The sequence below is a fragment of the Streptomyces sp. SID5785 genome, assembly GCF_009870065.1.
Lineage (GTDB): Bacteria > Actinomycetota > Actinomycetes > Streptomycetales > Streptomycetaceae > Streptomyces.
Genome location: NZ_WWIA01000132.1, coordinates 1 through 15,150 on the forward strand (window position 1 = coordinate 1; position 15,150 = coordinate 15,150).

The window sequence follows — 15,150 nt, forward strand, 5'->3', positions numbered from 1 at the left end:
CACGGTTCGCTCCGCCCGGTGAGATTTTCGTTATGCCGAAGTCTTTGCGAGGTCTCCATGATGTCGGACGAAACTGAGGCCGAGTGGGCCTGCGGGGCAGAGAGTGGACAGGGCATGAGCAGCGAACGGCACGGCGCGATGATCCGGGCGGCGCAGAGCGGCGACCGGCGGGCGCAGGACGAGGTGGTCGCCGCGTACCTGCCGCTCGTCTACAACGTCGTGGGGCGGGCTCTGGACGGGCACGCCGACGTGGACGACGTCGTGCAGGAGACCATGATCCGCGCGCTGTCCGGGCTGCCGGCCCTGCGGTCGCCGGAGCGCTTCCGTTCCTGGCTCGTCGCCATCGCCATGAACCAGGTGCGCAACCGCTGGCAGGCCCAGCACGCGGCCCCGCGGTACGGGGAGCTGGGCGAGGCCCACGAACTGGCGGACCCGGGAGCCGACTTCGTGGACCTGACCATCGTCCGCATGGGCCTGTCGGGACAGCGCCGCGAGGTGGCGGAGGCGACGCGCTGGCTCGAGCCAGCCGACCGGGAGCTGCTCTCGCTGTGGTGGCTGGAGGCGGCGGGCGAGCTGACCCGGGCCGAGGTGGCGGCGGCGATGGAGCTGTCGCAGGCCCACACCGCCGTCCGCGTCCAGCGCATGAAGGCGCACCTGGAGAACGCCCGGGTGATCGTCCGGGCGATGTCCGCCGACCCGCGCTGCGTCCTGCTCGAGGAGACGCTGGAGGCGTGGGACGGGACGCCGTCGCCGCTGTGGCGCAAGCGGCTGGCCCGGCACGCCCGGTCCTGCACCGTCTGCTCCCGGCTGGGCTCCGGGCTCGTCCCGGCCGAGGGACTGCTCGCGGGTCTCGGCCTGGTACCGGTCGGGGCCACGCTCGCGGGCGGCCCGGCACCGGACGCGGCCGGTCTCGCCGCCCACGGCGCCGCGGACGGCACGGGTTCCGGCGGGGACCACGCGCCGACGGGCCAGGGGCACGCGGCGGACGGGGCACGCTCGTCCCGCAGTCGGATACGCCACGAGCGCCGTGCGCGGCGACGGCGCAACACGATGCTCGGCGTCGCCGTGCTCGTCGCCGGGGGCGGAGCCGTGGGCGTGCTCACCGACCTCGCCCCGGACGACGGCGCCGACACCGTACGGACACAGTCCGCGCCCGTGCCGTCCGCCCCGGTGACGCCGAGCAGCCCCTCCGCGTCGGCCTCCGCCGACCGCTCCCCGTCCCCCGAGGCGTCCCCGAGCCGCGGCTCGGCGCGGCCGACCCGCGAGAAGAAGAAGACCTCGCCGCCGCCGCGCCCGAAGCCCGCCCCCACGACGAAGCGGCCCGCGCCGCCGGCCCCCGCGCCGACGCAGGCGCCCTCGGGCTCCTTCGGACAGCAGGTGACCCAGCTGGTCAACGCCGAGCGCGCCGAGAACGGCTGCGCCCCGGTGACCCAGAACGGCAAGCTGGACACCGCGGCCCTGCGCCACTCCGACGACATGGCCGACCGCGACTACTTCGACCACACGGACCCCGACGGCAAGGACCCGGGCGACCGGATCACGGCCGCGGGCTACAGCTGGTCGACGTACGGCGAGAACATCGCCCGAGGGCAGCAGACACCGGCCCAGGTGATGGACTCGTGGATGAACAGCCCGGGCCACCGGGCGAACATCCTGAACTGCGCGTTCAAGGAGATCGGACTGGGCGTCCACGAGGGCTCCGGGGGCCCGTGGTGGACACAGGTCTTCGGGACGTCGAGCTGACACCCTCCGCCCCGCAGGAGTGAGGCGCGGCCACCGCCCGCGCGCCCGTCAGGCCGCCGCGGCCAGATGCCCGGCCTGCGGCGTTGCCTCGACCGCGCGCACCAGCGGGGCGAGGCGCGGGTCGCCGGACGCCTGCGCGAGGGCCTCCTGGAGCGCCTGTTCGTTGGTGGGGCGGGCCGCTTCGAGGAGGGCGAGGCCCGCGTCGGAGACGTTGGTGTAGATGCCGCGGCGGTCGGTCGGGCACAGGTAGCGCATCAGCAGGCCGCGGTCCTCGAGGCGGGTCACGAGGCGGGTGGTGGCGCTCTGGCTGAGGACGACGGCGTCGGCGACCTGCTTCATCTGCAGGTGACCGCCCTCGCCGTCGTGCTGCCGGCTCAGCACGTCGAGCAGCGAGTACTCCCGCACACTCAGGCCGTGCCCGGCCTGCAGCGCACGCTCGATGTGGGCCTCGATGCGTCCGTGGAGCAGCGAGAGCGCGCACCAGCCCTGGGCGAGGGCGGTGAGGGCGGGGTCTGTGGCGGTCATGGCAGGTGGTTCCTCCGTCCCGGAGTGGCTGCACCTCAGCGTAGTCGATGAGTGAAATTGCCTGCCTTTGCGGATAGAGCGCGTATGCAAGCACTGGCCCGAGTGGATCCCGGGCGCTGGACCAGGACCGGGCCCGTTGGACGGAGAGCCGCCCCCGAGCGGTCGCGTCACGGTGCGACTCGGGGGCGGATCGGCTGCGGCGAGAGGCTGTTCAGCCGGCGGCCACCGTGAGCGGGGCGAAGCGTCGCGTCCAGTCACCGGGAAGGTCGGGCGCGGAGAGGTTCATGACCGCGTTCATGGAGATGCCCTCCAGGCCGTGCTGCTTGAGCCACGCGATCAGGTCCTCGTGCCGTACGTCGATGTCGGTGCGCAGCGGTCGGTCGGTGCCCTCGGCGAGCGAGGCGACGAGGGACTTCGCGGTCTCGGTGTCGGCGGCGATCAGGGGGCCGATGACATGGGTGTCCATGTTCGGCCATGCGGCGGCGTAGCCGGTGATCCCGTGTGCGTCCTCGGCCACGCGCAGCTGGTCGGCGAAGGCCGGCAGCCGTGTGAGGACGTGGGTGCGGTCGGAGCCGAAGACCTCGGCGTCCAGCCGCAGGATCGCGGGCAGGTCCTCGGCCGTGGCCGGGCGGGTGCGCACCGTGGTGCCGCCCCCGTCAGGAGTGAACCGACCGCGCACCATCTCCGCCCGGCCGGTGACCTTGAAGCCCAGCTCCTCGTAGAGAGGCCTTCCGTAGGGCGTCGCGTGGAGGGTCAGCGGTGTGGTGCCCGCCTGCTCGAGGACGTACTGCATGAGGCGTCGGCCGATGCCCTTGCGGGCGTGCCGTTCGGCGACGAGCACCATCCCGATCGCGCTGAGCTCGGGCCGGTCCGACGTGCCGTAGTCGGTCACGACGCAGGCGGTGACGAGTCCGCCGGCGGGGTCGTCGATGCCGTAGCCGGTTCCGGCGGAGAGCAGCAGGCCCCATTTGTGTTCCTCGCGCGGCCAGCCCCGGTCCTCGGAGAGGTCGGCGCAGGCCCGGAGGTCGCGCGGGGTGAGACGGCGGATGGGCAGGTCGGAGAGCGAAGGTGTCGACACGCAGGTCAGGCTGTCGGATGGGGCACCTTGGCGTCCACCGCTTTGCGCGCCTCGACCCGGTGCTTTCGGCCACGTCGGGTCAGCCCCCAGGGCTTGAGCACGGAGATGGCGATCATGAAGACGTACGAGGTCAGCGAGACGATGGGGCCGGCGAGGAGATCGGTGGGGCGGTCCAGTCCGTGGCCCGAGGCGAGCGTGGTGACGGCCTCGTTGACGCCTGGCCGCAGGGCGAAGATCGAGGCGGCGGTCGTGGCGAGGGTGAGCCAGAACTTGACGTAGACCCATCGGTGCCGGGCCAGACCCCACGGGGTGCCGAGCGAGAGGAGGAGCCCGCTGAGCAGGGTCAGCAGGGCGAGCGGGATCACCAGCCAGTCCGCGAAGAGCTTCATGGCGCGGGCGGAGGCCTCCACGGCCGGACCGGACCCGGTGGTCGTCGCGGTGACGGCCAGCGCGAGCAGCCCGAGTGTGACGCCCAGCCACGAGGCGGAGGCGGCGACGTGGACAACGAGGAGTGCCCGTCGAGGGCGGCGCTGAAGTTTCACGTGAAACACGGTGCCGTGACCGGACGCGGAAGACGTCTGACAGAGGGAGTAACCCCGCGTACTAGCCGCGGCGTACAGCAGGTGTGACCGAGCCGGTCGGTCCGGGGGTCAGCCCAGGTCGGGGGCGTGCATCGCCCGTACTCCCTCGATGTTGCCGTCCAGGTAGTGGCGCAGCGAGAGCGGGACGAGGTGGACCGAGGCGATGCCGACGCGTGTGAAGGGCACGCGCACGATCTCGTACTCGCCGCAGGGTTCGTCGATCTCGGGGCCGTGGCGTTGAGTGAGGTCCATCGAGTCGAGCCGGCAGACGAAGAAGTGCTGGACCTTCACGCCGGTCGCCCCGCCGTCGTCACCGATGTGCTCGACGGTGTCCACGAAGCAGGGCACCACGTCAGTGATCTTGGCGCCGAGTTCCTCGTCGACCTCACGGTGGAGGGCGTCCACGACAGTGGTGTCCTCGGGTTCGACCCCGCCGCCGGGGGTGAGCCAGTACGGGTCGACGCCGGGCTTCGTCCGCTTGATCAGGATGAGGTCGTCGCCGTCCAGCAGAACAGCGCGTGCGGTGCGCTTGACCACGGGTCGTACGGTCATGGGAGAAATGTGGCCCCGACGGTTCCACGTGAAACATCCCGCACCGTCCTCGTCCTGTTCACGTCCAGTCGACGGCAGCGCGCAGCAGCCACTCGTGCGCCCGCGCAATGTGGGGCAGCGCCAGTGTGCCGGTACGTACGACCAGGAAGTACGTGCGCAGGGGCGGCACGGGTGGGTCGAGCAGCGCGACGATCTCACCGCTCTCCAGTGCGGGCGCGGCCAGATACCGAGGCAGAACGGAGAGGCCGGCGCCCGAGGCGACGCACGCGAGCACGGCGCGGAGGTCGGGTACGACCACGGTCGCAGGCACGGCCGGGCGCGCGTCGAAGACCGCGGCCCAGTAGCGCGATACCAGGGGCAGCGACTCGTGCACCTCGACGACGGGGAACTTCTCGAGCGAGGGGGCGGCGTCCCGGTGCAGCATCCCGGAGCCGATGCGGGCGGCCCAGCGGGGTGCCGCGACGAGGACGTGCTCCTCGTCGCAGAGCGGAGTCGCCGTGAGCAGTGAGCCGCGCGGGCGGGCCGTGGCGATGGCCAGATCATGGTGACCGGCGGCGAGCCCCTCCAGGGCGTCCTCGGCCGTACCGAAGGTGGCCCGCAGCGCGACCCCGTAGCCGTCCTCGCGGGTCAGTGCGGTCAGGGCGGGCAGCGCGCGCTCGGCGGTGAACTCGGGGGGCCCCGCGAGGTGCAGCGTCCGCACCAGGGACTCCTCGTCGAGACCCGCCTCGGTGATCTCCACCAGGGCGTCGAGATGCGGAGCGGTCTTGTGGGCCAGTTCGTCGCCGATGGTCGTCGGGGTCACGCCGCGCGCCTGCCGCAGGAACAAGGGCCGCCCGAGCTGGCGCTCCAGGGTGCGTATCTGGGAGGTCACCGCGGGCTGTGAGAGCCCGAGGAGTGCGGCGGCGCGAGTGAAGGACCCGGCGCGGTGGACCGTCACGAAGGTGCGCAGCAGGGCGAGATCCATGGGTGACGACGTCCCTCCCCTCCGGCAACCCGGGTCGCGCCCCACTATAAATATGTCGATAGGTCTCTGTCGCTACCGTGATTGGACACTGACACAGAGTCAACTAGCCTTGTCCGTGCGGTTCTTCGCGCGCAGAACCGGGACGGTCCGAGCCACGAGGGGGGAGGCTCGGACCGTCCGTCTGTGTGCCGTCGCGGTGCTCTCGTGCGGCCTCAGTGCTCGCAGAGCGAGAACTCGCGCTCGTAGAGCTGCTCGTTGTGCTCGTCGACGAAGAATTTGCGTTCCTGCATGAGCTGTTCGCGATGGTCCCGGGCTTCCTCGAGCGACATGGTCGAGGTCTCGGACCAGGGCTGCTGCGGCGGCACGTCGGAGGTGGAGACGATCCTCTCCGACGGGTCGACCAGGAAGAACGCGAGAATCTTGCGGTGCCCGGGGCGGGTGGGGTCGGCGAGGCGGAACGAGCCGACGCGGTGCTGCAGGATGTTCGGGAAGGCGAGGCAGCGGCCGCCGGGGGTGGCCGCCGATCCCAGCGCCTGGTTGAGCGCGTCCTCGTCCTCCAGGCCGTAGATCTCGCGCAGGCCGTCGTCGTCGTTCTGCTCGTACTCCGGGTCGTCGAGCGCCGTCCGGAAGCTCAGCCGGCTCTCCGTGATGTTCTCGCTGTCCCAGTAGCAGATGCCGGTCGAGACGATCCGCTCGTTCAGCATCCCCTCGACGTGCCAGGAACCGCCCGCGTACTCGGGCCGCTCCGGGGTGAGGTGGATGGTCGCGAGCTTGACGATGACCTGGAGGCGGCGCCCGCGCAGGTCGACGCGGGCGAAGTCCGCGGGCCGCTCGGGCGGGGTGAAGCGCGGGGCGTCCGGCACGACCGGCCGGCGGTTGTCCCACCAGTGCTCGTGGGCCGTCTCCCAGGCGTGGACGGCTTCCCGGTGGGCGGCGGCGTCCGCGGCGTCGGACCTGCTGGGGTAGACGGGCTTCGAGTCGTACCAGCCGTACGGATCGGCCTCGATGCGGGCGGGCCGCGGGTGGCGCAGGTCGGTGAGCACGTTCTCGAAGAGCGGGAGCATGCGGGCGAACAGCTCCGGCAGGACGGCGTTCAGCGCGCTGTGCCGCTCCGGGTGGACGTTGTTGACGTACGAGCGGAAGACGGCGGCGCCGTCGTCCTGGACGTCGACGTCCGTGGGCAGCCACTGGAACCGCTCCGAGAACTCGTACTGCGCGTAGCGGTCGGCCGTGTTCCGCCAGGCGTGCGCGGGTGCCCCGCTCACCCCGTTCACCAGGCAGAAGAGCGAGGGGTGGACGAGGTCGAGCACCTGGCCGCCGGATCCGGGATGCCAGTCCTTCTCCGCGTCGGGGACGTCCTCCAGCACGCGGACCGCCGCCCGCAGCCGGGCGTGCAGCGCGGTGTCGATCAGGGTGTCGGACTGCCACACCCCGTCGACGGCCGACACCTCGATGCCGGACCGCGGGTCCCGCAGGGCGGCGTAGTGCGCGAGCTCGTCGATGACGTGGCGCACCTGTGCCTCGGTGAGGCCCTGGGCGAGCGCTTCCGCCGTCCACCGGGCGACGATGCCGCTGTCGTCCTTCTTGGCGAACCACTCCGGCTTCTCGCGGAGGTGCGCGCTGCACCGGATCATCTGCAGTTCCCGCAGGGTCCGGGGCGGCGCGCCGGGTATGGAGCGGGACGTGTGGAAGGGCAGCGGGAAGGCAGACAGGCCGGTCAAGTCGCTCGGTCCTCACGGTCGGTGTGCGGTCGACCGGAAGGCTACGGGAGCGCACTGACACCGCGGCCCCGGCTTCCTGGTCCGGCGGACGGGGAAGCCGGGGCCGCGTGGCGGGCCCGCGCGATCAGGGGCGTACGGCGTCCAGCAGTCCGTCCCCCGCCGCCTCGACCAGCTGCAGACACTGCTCGAAGCCGCTCATGCCGCCGTAGTACGGATCGGGCACGTCGAGCCCCGGCGGCGTGTCCGGATCGGCGTCCGGGTCGAACGAACGCAGCAGCCGCACCTTCTCCGCGTCCTGCGGGGTCGGGGCCAGTCGGCGCAGGGTGCGCTGATGGCTCGCGTCGAGGGCGACGACGAGGTCGAGCCGGGCGAACCGGTCGGCGTGGAACTGCCGGGCGGTGTGCTCGAAGGAGTAGCCGGCCTCCCGCAGGACACGGACGGTGCGCGGATCGGCGCCGTCGCCCTCGTGCCAGCCGTCCGTGCCCGCGCTGTCCACCTCGACCAGCGACGCGAGACCGGCCTCCCGGAGGCGGGCGCGGAACACGTGCTCGGCCATGGGCGAGCGGCAGATGTTGCCCGTGCAGACGAAACACACGCGGAAGGTCATGGGGCGTCAGTCCTTGTCGTCGGGCAGGACCACGTTCAGCGCCCAGGAGACGACGGAGACGATCAGGCCGCCGAGGATCGCGGTCCACAGGCCGTCGACGTGGAAGCTGAGGTCCAGCTTGTCGGCCAGCCACGAGGTGAGCAGCAGCATCAGGGCATTCACGATCAGCGTGATCAGGCCCAGGGTGAGGATGAAGAGCGGGAAGGTGAGCACCTTCACGACCGGCTTCACGAGGAAGTTCACCAGGCCGAAGATCAGGGCCACCAGCAGCAGCGTCCCGACCTTCTTGCCGGTGCTGTCGCCGGTCAGCGTGATCTTGTCCAGCAGCCAGACCGCGACGGCCAGGGCCCCCGCGTTGGCGATCGTCTTGACTACGAAATTCTTCATGTGTCTGATCGTGGCAGACGGGACCGTGGACGAGGGTGGACAGGGGCGGACGAGCAGCGATGAAGGCATTCCGGCTGGATGAACTGGAGGCGGAGCGCGCCGCCAACGACGGTGCGTATCTGCAGTTTCTGCGTGAGCGGAACATGTCGGTCGGCCTGTACGCGCTGAACGCGGGGGAGCACGATCCGCAGCAGCCGCACGGGCAGGACGAGGTCTACCTCGTGGTCAGCGGGCGGGCCTCGATCACCGTGGGCATGGAGACCACGCAGGTCGGGCGCGGCAGCGTGGTCTACGTCCCGGCGGGCGTCGCCCACAAGTTCCACCACATCAGCGAGGACCTGAGGGTGCTCGTGGTGTTCTCCCCGCCGGAGGGGTGAGACCGGACCCCAGGGTTCCCTCAGGGTCGGCTCAGGGGAGGACAGGGGATGCGAGGGCCCCGAACGGGCCCTCGGCATGTCAGCATCGAGTGCAGGACGTCGGACGAGCCCCCGTCGAGGGGCCGTGAGCGAAGGAGCGAGGCAGTGCGAGAGATATTCGCGGGCATGCCGTGGTGGGTGAAGTGGGTCGCGGTGCCGGTCATCGCCCTGGTCGTGTTCGGCGGGCTGATCGCCAGCGTCGTCGGGTTCGTGATCGGCCTGCTGTTCAAGGTGCTGGTGTTCGCCGCGCTGGTCGGTGGACTCATCTACGTCGTACGGAAGTTCATGACGGGGTCCTCCTCGCGCAGCGACTGGTGAGCCGACGCGTGAGTCGGCGCGCGGGCCGATGCGCCGGCCGATGCGTCGGCGGGCCGGCCCACCGCGCGGCGGACACACCTCCGAGCCCCGGTCGTCGCGTCGCGCGAAGGTTCGCACGACCGGGGGAAGTTTCGGTTCCGGACACCCACCGAGCGGTGGCCACGGTTTAAAGTCCGGATTCCGACGGCTTCACCCCCGTGAGCCCCGGGTATGCGGGGGCCTCATGCGCATCGGGAGTGAACCTTGGCCACAGCCGCTGACCCCGCACCCCCAGCCCAGCAGACCCTCATCGGCTCCGTGCAGCGGGCCCTGAGACTGCTCGAGGCGGTCGCCACGCACGACGGCGGAGCCCCGGCCAAGCAGCTCGCCCGGGAGGCCGGGGTGGCTCTGCCCACGGCCTACCACCTGCTGCGGACCCTCACCCACGAGGGCTATCTCCGCAAGGAACAGGGCGTCTTCGTCTTCGGCGAGGCCGCCGAGCGGCTGAGCAACGCGGCCGCGCAGCAGAATCGTCGCGGCATGATCAGCGACGCGCTGCAGCACTGGCGGGACACCATCGGCGTCCCCGTCTACTTCGCGGTCTACCGCGAGGGCGAGATCGAGATCGTCGCCGTCGCGGACACTCCGGCCAATCCGGCCGTCGAGGAATGGGCCGACTTCCGCGAGACCGGTCACGCCCACGCGATCGGCCAGTGCCTGCTGTCCCAGCTGGGCGAACAGGCGCGCCAGGACCACCTCGACCGTTACCCCACCCGGGCCATCACGCCGTACTCCGTTCGGGACGACCGGTCGCTGCTGCGCAAGCTGGGCGAGGTCGGCCGGATGGAGCCGCTCGTCGAGTGGCAGGAGTACGCGCTCGGGACGGCCTGCGCGGCGTTTCCCATCACCATCGGCTCGACGGCGGCCACGCTCGCCGTCTCGCTCCCCTCGCACCAGGCGGAGCGGCTGGTGCCGCTGGCGCGCCGGCTGCAGGACGAGATCGGGCGACTCGTAGCGACACTCGCCTTCTCTATCAGCATCTGAAAACTCACTCCTTGTGATCCTCTGTATACGTTGAGCAAGATGCGAGCAGCGTCAGGAAGGCCATTCCTGGCCAATCGACGGCAAGTTGACGGGGTAGGCGATGCGCGAGTCGGTACAGGCAGTACAAGCAGAGGTCATGATGAGCTTCCTCGTCTCGGAGGAGCTCTCGTTCCGCATTCCGGTGGAGCTCAAGTACGAGTCCACCGACCCGTATGCGGTGCGGCTCACTTTCCACCTCCCCGGAGACGCCCCGGTGACCTGGGCGTTCGGCCGTGAGCTGCTGGTCGACGGGGTCAACGGAGCGACCGGCGACGGCGATGTGCGGGTCTCCCCCGTGGAGCGCGCGGGTGGCGGCGGCACCGGGGAGCTGCCGGGCGAGGTCCACATCAGGCTCCAGGTGGGCAGCGACCAGGCGCTGTTCCGCGCGGGTGTCGCGCCGGTGATCGCGTTCCTCGACCGCACGGACAAGCTGGTTCCGCTCGGTCAGGAGCAGGCGCTCGCCGACTTCGAGGCGGATCTCGACCAGGCCCTCGACCGGATCCTCGCCGAGGAGCAGAGCGCGGGCTGACTCTCCACCGGCCCCGCCAGACGACAGACGTAACGCTTCAGCAGCGCGGTGCTCCCGAGCCGTTCCGCGCGCCGGTTCAGCGCTTGCGTCGTCGTCCCCTGCCACCGCGCCCCGGAGCGCCCTGCACGGCCTCCTGCGGCCCCTGACGGTCGGCGGACACCACCAGGGCGGCCAGCGCCGTCGTCACCGGCACAGAGGCGACCAGGCCGATCGAGCCGACGAGCGTGCGCACGATCTCCTCGGCCACCAGCTCGCTGTTGGCCACGTCGGTCACGCTGCTCTGTGCGATCGAGAAGAGCAGCAGCAGCGGCAGCGCCGCGCCCGCGTACGCGAGGACCAGGGTGTTCACGACCGAGGCGATGTGGTCGCGCCCGATCCGGATCCCCGCGCGGTACAGGCCGCGCCAGCCCATCGAGGGATTCGCCTCGTGCAGTTCCCACACGGCCGAGGTCTGCGTGACCGTCACATCGTCGAGCACACCGAGCGAGCCGATGATGACGCCGGCGAGCAGCAGACCGCTCATGTCGATGTCCGGATACAGGCCGTGGATCAGTCCGGTGCTGTCGTCCGTGTTGCCGGTCAGCGCCGCCCAGCCGATGAACAGCGAGCCCAGCAGGCCGATCAGGAGCAGGGACACGAGCGTGCCGAGCACCGCGACGGAGGTGCGGGCCGACAGGCCGTGGCACATGTAGAGCGCGATCAGCATGATCGCGCTCGCCCCGACCACCGCCACCACCAGGGGGTTCGAGCCCTGGAGGATCGCGGGGAGGATGAAGAAGGTCAGCACCATGAAGCTGACCGCGAGCGCGACCAGGGCCATGAGTCCACGCAGCCGGCCCACCACGACCACCGCCACCGCGAAGATCCCGGCGAGCAGTGCCATGGGGATCTTCCGGTTCACGTCGGTGACCGAGTACTGAAGGTTCTTCGGCGCGTCCGGCGCGTACGAGACGATCACCTTCTGGCCCTCGTGCAGCTGCCGGGGCGAACTCGGCTGGACGATCTCGGTGAACGTACGGCCCTTGTCCTTGCCGGTGTCCACCCGCACCGTCGCGTTCTCGCACTCGCCGGAGGGGGCCTGACCGTTCCCGTCCCCGGTGCCAGCGGTGGGGTCCTCGCCGAGCGTCGCTCCACCCTCGGCATGCACCGACTTGCAGTCCACCTTCGCGATCTCGGTCACCGTGGCCTGCTGGGTCTGCCGGTCGAAGCCCACACCGGTGCGGTCGTGGGCCGGGGCGCCGCCCGGCCACAGCACTGCGAGGCCCACCACGACGGCCACGGAGAACGGGATCAGGATTGCGGCGATGACCTTCCGCAGATGCCGCGAGACGGGCGCCGCGGGTCCATGGCTGTGCGAGTGCCCGTGCGGCGCGTGGGGCGGCGGCGGAGGAGGCTGCTGGGTGCTGGTCACCGCACGATCATCGCAACAACGGAAGGGGCCCTCTGTTCAACGCGTCCGGCTTGACGCTAGCGTGGGGGCACCTTTGTACACGCGGGAGCTCGGAGCACCGGGCTGAGAGGGCGCTGACCTCCGTCCCAGCGCGTGTTTCACGTGAAACAGCAAGGTGTTTCACGTGAAACGCCGTGGAACGGACATCGCTGCGTCGACCGCCGAACCTGTTACCGGGTAATGCCGGCGTAGGGAGTAGGTCTCATGACCACAACGGACGCACGCACGCCTGCCTCCAACGGCGCTGAGCCGGAGGCCGGGAAGTCCATCGGATGGCACAAGGGGTACATCGAGGGCTCCCGCCCCGACCTCAAGGTGCCGGTCCGTCAGGTGCATCTCACCAACGGCCAGGACGTCACGCTGTACGACACCTCAGGCCCGTACACCGATCCGACCGTCGACACCGATGTCCGCAGGGGCCTCGCGCCGCTGCGCGAGAACTGGATCATCTCCCGCGGCGACACCGAGGAGTACGCGGGACGCCCCGTCCGCCCCGAGGACGACGGCATCAAGCACACCGCGCCGCGCGGTGGCCTGCGCAACCTCGACGCGGTCTTCCCCGGCCGCCCGCGCCAGCCGCGCCGCGGCCGCGGAGGCCAGGCCGTGACGCAACTCGCGTACGCACGAAGGGGCGAGATCACCCCGGAGATGGAGTACGTGGCGATCCGGGAGAACGTCGCGCCCGAGGTCGTCCGCGACGAGATCGCGGCCGGGCGGGCCGTCCTGCCCGCGAACGTGAACCACCCGGAGATCGAGCCGATGATCATCGGCAAGCGGTTCCTGGTGAAGGTCAACGCCAACATCGGCAACTCCGCTGTCACCTCCTCCATCGAGGAGGAGGTGGAGAAGATGACCTGGGCCACCCGCTGGGGCGCCGACACGGTCATGGACCTCTCCACCGGCCGCAACATCCACACCACCCGCGAGTGGGTGCTACGCAACTCCCCCGTGCCGATCGGCACCGTCCCGCTCTACCAGGCCCTCGAGAAGGTCGACGGCAAGGCCGAGGAACTCACCTGGGACATCTACAAGGACACGGTCATCGAGCAGGCCGAGCAGGGCGTCGACTACATGACGGTGCACGCCGGGGTCCGTCTCCCGTACGTGCCGCTCACCGCCGACCGCAAGACCGGCATCGTCTCGCGCGGCGGCTCGATCATGGCCGCCTGGTGCCTCGCGCACCACAAGGAGAGCTTCCTCTACGAGCACTTCGAGGAGCTCTGCGAGATCCTCGCGGCCTACGACGTCACGTACTCGCTCGGCGACGGGCTGCGGCCGGGCTCCATCGCGGACGCCAACGACGAGGCCCAGTTCGCGGAGCTGCGCACGCTCGGCGAGCTCAACTCCATCGCCAAGCGCCACAATGTGCAGACCATGATCGAGGGCCCGGGCCACGTCCCGATGCACAAGATCAAGGAGAACATCGACCTCCAGCAGGAGATCTGCGAGGAGGCGCCGTTCTACACGCTCGGCCCGCTCACCACGGACGTCGCCCCGGCCTACGACCACATCACGTCCGGGATCGGGGCCGCGATGATCGCCTGGTGGGGAACGGCGATGCTCTGTTACGTCACGCCCAAGGAGCACCTGGGCCTGCCGAACCGGGACGACGTGAAGACCGGTGTCATCACGTACAAGATCGCGGCGCACGCGGCCGACCTCGCCAAGGGGCACCCCGGTGCCCAGGAGTGGGACGACGCCCTGTCCGACGCGCGCTTCGAGTTCCGCTGGGAGGACCAGTTCAACCTGGCGCTCGACCCGGACACGGCACGGGAGTTCCACGACGAGACCCTGCCGGCCGAGCCCGCGAAGACCGCGCACTTCTGCTCGATGTGCGGCCCGAAGTTCTGCTCGATGAAGATCAGTAGAAGCATCACAGAGCAGTTCGGGTCTGACAAGGCTGTGACCAGCCAGGATGAGGCTACGGTGGGGATGCTCGCCAAGTCGAAGGAGTTCGCTGAGGCGGGCAACCGGCTGTACCTGCCTATTGCGGACTGATCTTCTGGCGTCTCAGTGACCCCCTGCACAGAGATCGCCCCCAGCTCCGGGATGTCGAGCTGGGGGCGATCGGCGTTCTTGGTCAGACAGTCTTGATGTCGTCCGTGAATGCGGCCCAGGCGTGGGTGGAGAAGACCAGCGCGGCGGTGGGCTGCTTGCTGTCGCGTACGGGGACGACGTCGTGGACGCCGTCGGCGACCTCTACGCAGTTGCCCTGGTCGCCGCTGTAGCTGCTCTTGCGCCAGGTCACGTGATCGAGGTCCGCGCGGGGCCCGCTGATGTGCTTCACGTCTGTTCCCTCACTAGGCGCGCGATCATGTCGCGCGACGGATCAATGTCCAGCGCGGCCGCCCTCAGTCGGTCGAAGGTGCGGCCGTAGGCGATCCGGTCATCATCTCGTTCGAGGTAGACGCTACTCGCCAGGCCCTCTGAATACACCACGTCGAGGTCTGCGTGAACGGGGAACCCCAGGATGACGAACGGGCCGAGCATCCCGGCGTGGGCGCCGGCGCCGAACGGCAGTATCTGCAGGGTCACGTTGGGTTGCTCCGATGCGTCCAGGAGGCGCTTGAGCTGCCGGTTCGTGGTGTCTCGGCCCCCGACTTCGCGGCGCAGCACGGACTCGTCCAGGATGGCCCAGAGCTGGAGGGGGTCTTCCCGGTTCAGGGCTGCGTTCTGGCGGGCCACGCGCACGTCGACCAATGCGTTGACCTCGTCGGGGGTGCGTTCTGGCTTGAGGGCGCGGATGATGCTGCGGGCGTAGTCGGGGGTCTGGAGCAGGCCCGGGACCAGGACCGTCTCAAAGCTGCGCGCTGATGACGCCTCGGCCTCGAAGCTGATGTAGTCGAGATACCGCGGGGTGAGCACGTCGTTGTACGGCTGCCACCAGACCCGCCGCTTGCCTTCGCGCGCCAGCGCTTCCAGCCCATCGCGGGTCTCTGTGTCCTCGACCGCGTAGAGCTTGAGAAGTGCTCCGACCTCGTGGGGGCGCAGGCCGCTGCGTCCGGCCTCGATGCGGCTGATCTTCGACGGGTGCCACTTCATCTGTTCTGCGGCTTCGTCTCCGGTCAGACCTCGGCGGTCGCGGAGTTTGCGCAGCTCGGCGCCGAGCATCCGCCGGCGCATGGTCGGAATCGCGGCCATCGGGCACCTCCCCTTACTCGTGGCTGGTCACCGTATTGCTTGCGGCCTTTGGTTCACACCTCAACTTCCATAAGTG

General features: G+C 70.2%; 17 protein-coding genes and 1 riboswitch. Of the genes, 6 read left to right on the forward strand and 11 right to left on the reverse strand.

The window, feature by feature from the left end; genetic code table 11:
• Positions 1 to 114 precede the first annotated feature (114 nt).
• Entirely contained in the window at positions 115 to 1,743 is a 1,629-nt protein-coding gene (locus GTW43_RS03995; protein WP_161300219.1) for a sigma-70 family RNA polymerase sigma factor, read from the forward strand.
• 48 nt (positions 1,744 to 1,791) lie between these two features.
• Here GTW43_RS03995 and GTW43_RS04000 read toward each other — a convergent pair whose 3' ends face one another.
• The 8 genes from GTW43_RS04000 to GTW43_RS04035 form a co-directional block, all read right to left on the reverse strand.
• Positions 1,792 to 2,268, reverse strand: coding sequence for a MarR family transcriptional regulator (locus GTW43_RS04000; RefSeq protein ID WP_161300220.1), 477 nt, complete (start codon positions 2,266 to 2,268; stop codon positions 1,792 to 1,794).
• A 211-nt stretch (positions 2,269 to 2,479) separates the two neighbouring features.
• On the reverse strand, positions 2,480 to 3,346 hold the full coding sequence (locus GTW43_RS04005; protein WP_161300221.1) for a GNAT family N-acetyltransferase: 867 nt from the start codon (positions 3,344 to 3,346) through the stop codon (positions 2,480 to 2,482).
• A gap of 5 nt (positions 3,347 to 3,351) precedes the next feature.
• Complete coding sequence (locus GTW43_RS04010) at positions 3,352 to 3,888, reverse strand: DUF2269 domain-containing protein (RefSeq protein WP_343245894.1); 537 nt, start codon at positions 3,886 to 3,888, stop codon at positions 3,352 to 3,354.
• A gap of 108 nt (positions 3,889 to 3,996) precedes the next feature.
• Positions 3,997 to 4,479: an NUDIX hydrolase gene (locus GTW43_RS04015; protein WP_161300223.1), complete on the reverse strand. Its 483-nt coding sequence runs from the start codon at positions 4,477 to 4,479 to the stop codon at positions 3,997 to 3,999.
• Between the two features lie 58 nt (positions 4,480 to 4,537).
• Positions 4,538 to 5,443 (reverse strand): LysR family transcriptional regulator, encoded by a 906-nt coding sequence (locus GTW43_RS04020; RefSeq protein ID WP_161300224.1) that lies wholly within the window; start codon positions 5,441 to 5,443, stop codon positions 4,538 to 4,540.
• A 212-nt stretch (positions 5,444 to 5,655) separates the two neighbouring features.
• Positions 5,656 to 7,164 carry a DUF4246 domain-containing protein gene (locus tag GTW43_RS04025; protein WP_161300225.1) on the reverse strand — a complete coding sequence of 503 codons (1,509 nt, stop codon included), beginning with the start codon at positions 7,162 to 7,164 and terminating at the stop codon, positions 5,656 to 5,658.
• Positions 7,165 to 7,288: 124 nt separating this feature from the next.
• Entirely contained in the window at positions 7,289 to 7,771 is a 483-nt protein-coding gene (locus tag GTW43_RS04030) for a low molecular weight protein-tyrosine-phosphatase (RefSeq protein WP_161300226.1), read from the reverse strand.
• A gap of 6 nt (positions 7,772 to 7,777) precedes the next feature.
• A complete protein-coding gene (locus tag GTW43_RS04035) occupies positions 7,778 to 8,158 on the reverse strand; it encodes a phage holin family protein (RefSeq protein ID WP_161300227.1) in 381 nt (126 codons plus the stop codon).
• A 59-nt stretch (positions 8,159 to 8,217) separates the two neighbouring features.
• Between GTW43_RS04035 and GTW43_RS04040 the strand changes: the two genes are divergently transcribed.
• The 4 genes from GTW43_RS04040 (at position 8,218) to GTW43_RS04055 (ending at position 10,483) form a co-directional block, all read left to right on the forward strand.
• The gene (locus GTW43_RS04040) at positions 8,218 to 8,535 is read left to right on the forward strand and encodes a cupin domain-containing protein (RefSeq protein ID WP_161300228.1); all 318 of its coding nucleotides are present in this window, start codon (positions 8,218 to 8,220) and stop codon (positions 8,533 to 8,535) included.
• A 144-nt stretch (positions 8,536 to 8,679) separates the two neighbouring features.
• Positions 8,680 to 8,892 (forward strand): DUF5326 family protein, encoded by a 213-nt coding sequence (locus GTW43_RS04045; protein WP_161300229.1) that lies wholly within the window; start codon positions 8,680 to 8,682, stop codon positions 8,890 to 8,892.
• Positions 8,893 to 9,189: 297 nt separating this feature from the next.
• Positions 9,190 to 9,915 carry a helix-turn-helix domain-containing protein gene (locus GTW43_RS04050; protein ID WP_161300259.1) on the forward strand — a complete coding sequence of 242 codons (726 nt, stop codon included), beginning with the start codon at positions 9,190 to 9,192 and terminating at the stop codon, positions 9,913 to 9,915.
• Positions 9,916 to 10,015: 100 nt separating this feature from the next.
• Positions 10,016 to 10,483, forward strand: coding sequence for an SsgA family sporulation/cell division regulator (locus GTW43_RS04055; protein ID WP_161300230.1), 468 nt, complete (start codon positions 10,016 to 10,018; stop codon positions 10,481 to 10,483).
• Between the two features lie 76 nt (positions 10,484 to 10,559).
• On the opposite strand, the gene GTW43_RS04060 is transcribed toward GTW43_RS04055, so the two are convergent.
• Complete coding sequence (locus tag GTW43_RS04060; RefSeq protein ID WP_161300231.1) at positions 10,560 to 11,894, reverse strand: YibE/F family protein; 1,335 nt, start codon at positions 11,892 to 11,894, stop codon at positions 10,560 to 10,562.
• Positions 11,895 to 11,965: 71 nt separating this feature from the next.
• Positions 11,966 to 12,145, forward strand: a riboswitch (TPP riboswitch).
• Between GTW43_RS04060 and thiC the strand changes: the two genes are divergently transcribed.
• Positions 12,138 to 13,931: a phosphomethylpyrimidine synthase ThiC gene (gene thiC, locus GTW43_RS04065; protein WP_161300232.1), complete on the forward strand. Its 1,794-nt coding sequence runs from the start codon at positions 12,138 to 12,140 to the stop codon at positions 13,929 to 13,931. (Overlaps the previous riboswitch by 8 nt.)
• An 82-nt stretch (positions 13,932 to 14,013) precedes the next feature.
• Here thiC and GTW43_RS04070 read toward each other — a convergent pair whose 3' ends face one another.
• Both GTW43_RS04070 and GTW43_RS04075 read right to left on the reverse strand, forming a co-directional pair.
• Positions 14,014 to 14,220, reverse strand: coding sequence for a DUF397 domain-containing protein (locus GTW43_RS04070; RefSeq protein ID WP_343245895.1), 207 nt, complete (start codon positions 14,218 to 14,220; stop codon positions 14,014 to 14,016).
• Positions 14,217 to 15,074 (reverse strand): helix-turn-helix transcriptional regulator, encoded by an 858-nt coding sequence (locus tag GTW43_RS04075; RefSeq protein ID WP_161300233.1) that lies wholly within the window; start codon positions 15,072 to 15,074, stop codon positions 14,217 to 14,219. Before GTW43_RS04075 ends, GTW43_RS04070 begins: the two co-directional genes overlap by 4 nt.
• Positions 15,075 to 15,150: the final 76 nt, after the last annotated feature.

Bases quoted from the DNA above. Each gene is read 5' to 3' on its own strand.
- GTW43_RS03995 (WP_161300219.1), top strand. From the start codon at position 115: ATGAGCAGCGAACGGCACGGCGCGATGATCCGGGCGGCGCAGAGCGGC.
- GTW43_RS04000 (WP_161300220.1), bottom strand. From the start codon at position 2,268: ATGACCGCCACAGACCCCGCCCTCACCGCCCTCGCCCAGGGCTGGTGC.
- GTW43_RS04015 (WP_161300223.1), bottom strand. From the start codon at position 4,479: ATGACCGTACGACCCGTGGTCAAGCGCACCGCACGCGCTGTTCTGCTG.
- GTW43_RS04020 (WP_161300224.1), bottom strand. From the start codon at position 5,443: ATGGATCTCGCCCTGCTGCGCACCTTCGTGACGGTCCACCGCGCCGGG.
- GTW43_RS04030 (WP_161300226.1), bottom strand. From the start codon at position 7,771: ATGACCTTCCGCGTGTGTTTCGTCTGCACGGGCAACATCTGCCGCTCG.
- GTW43_RS04035 (WP_161300227.1), bottom strand. From the start codon at position 8,158: ATGAAGAATTTCGTAGTCAAGACGATCGCCAACGCGGGGGCCCTGGCC.
- GTW43_RS04040 (WP_161300228.1), top strand. From the start codon at position 8,218: ATGAAGGCATTCCGGCTGGATGAACTGGAGGCGGAGCGCGCCGCCAAC.
- GTW43_RS04055 (WP_161300230.1), top strand. From the start codon at position 10,016: ATGCGCGAGTCGGTACAGGCAGTACAAGCAGAGGTCATGATGAGCTTC.
- thiC (WP_161300232.1), top strand. From the start codon at position 12,138: ATGACCACAACGGACGCACGCACGCCTGCCTCCAACGGCGCTGAGCCG.
- GTW43_RS04075 (WP_161300233.1), bottom strand. From the start codon at position 15,074: ATGGCCGCGATTCCGACCATGCGCCGGCGGATGCTCGGCGCCGAGCTG.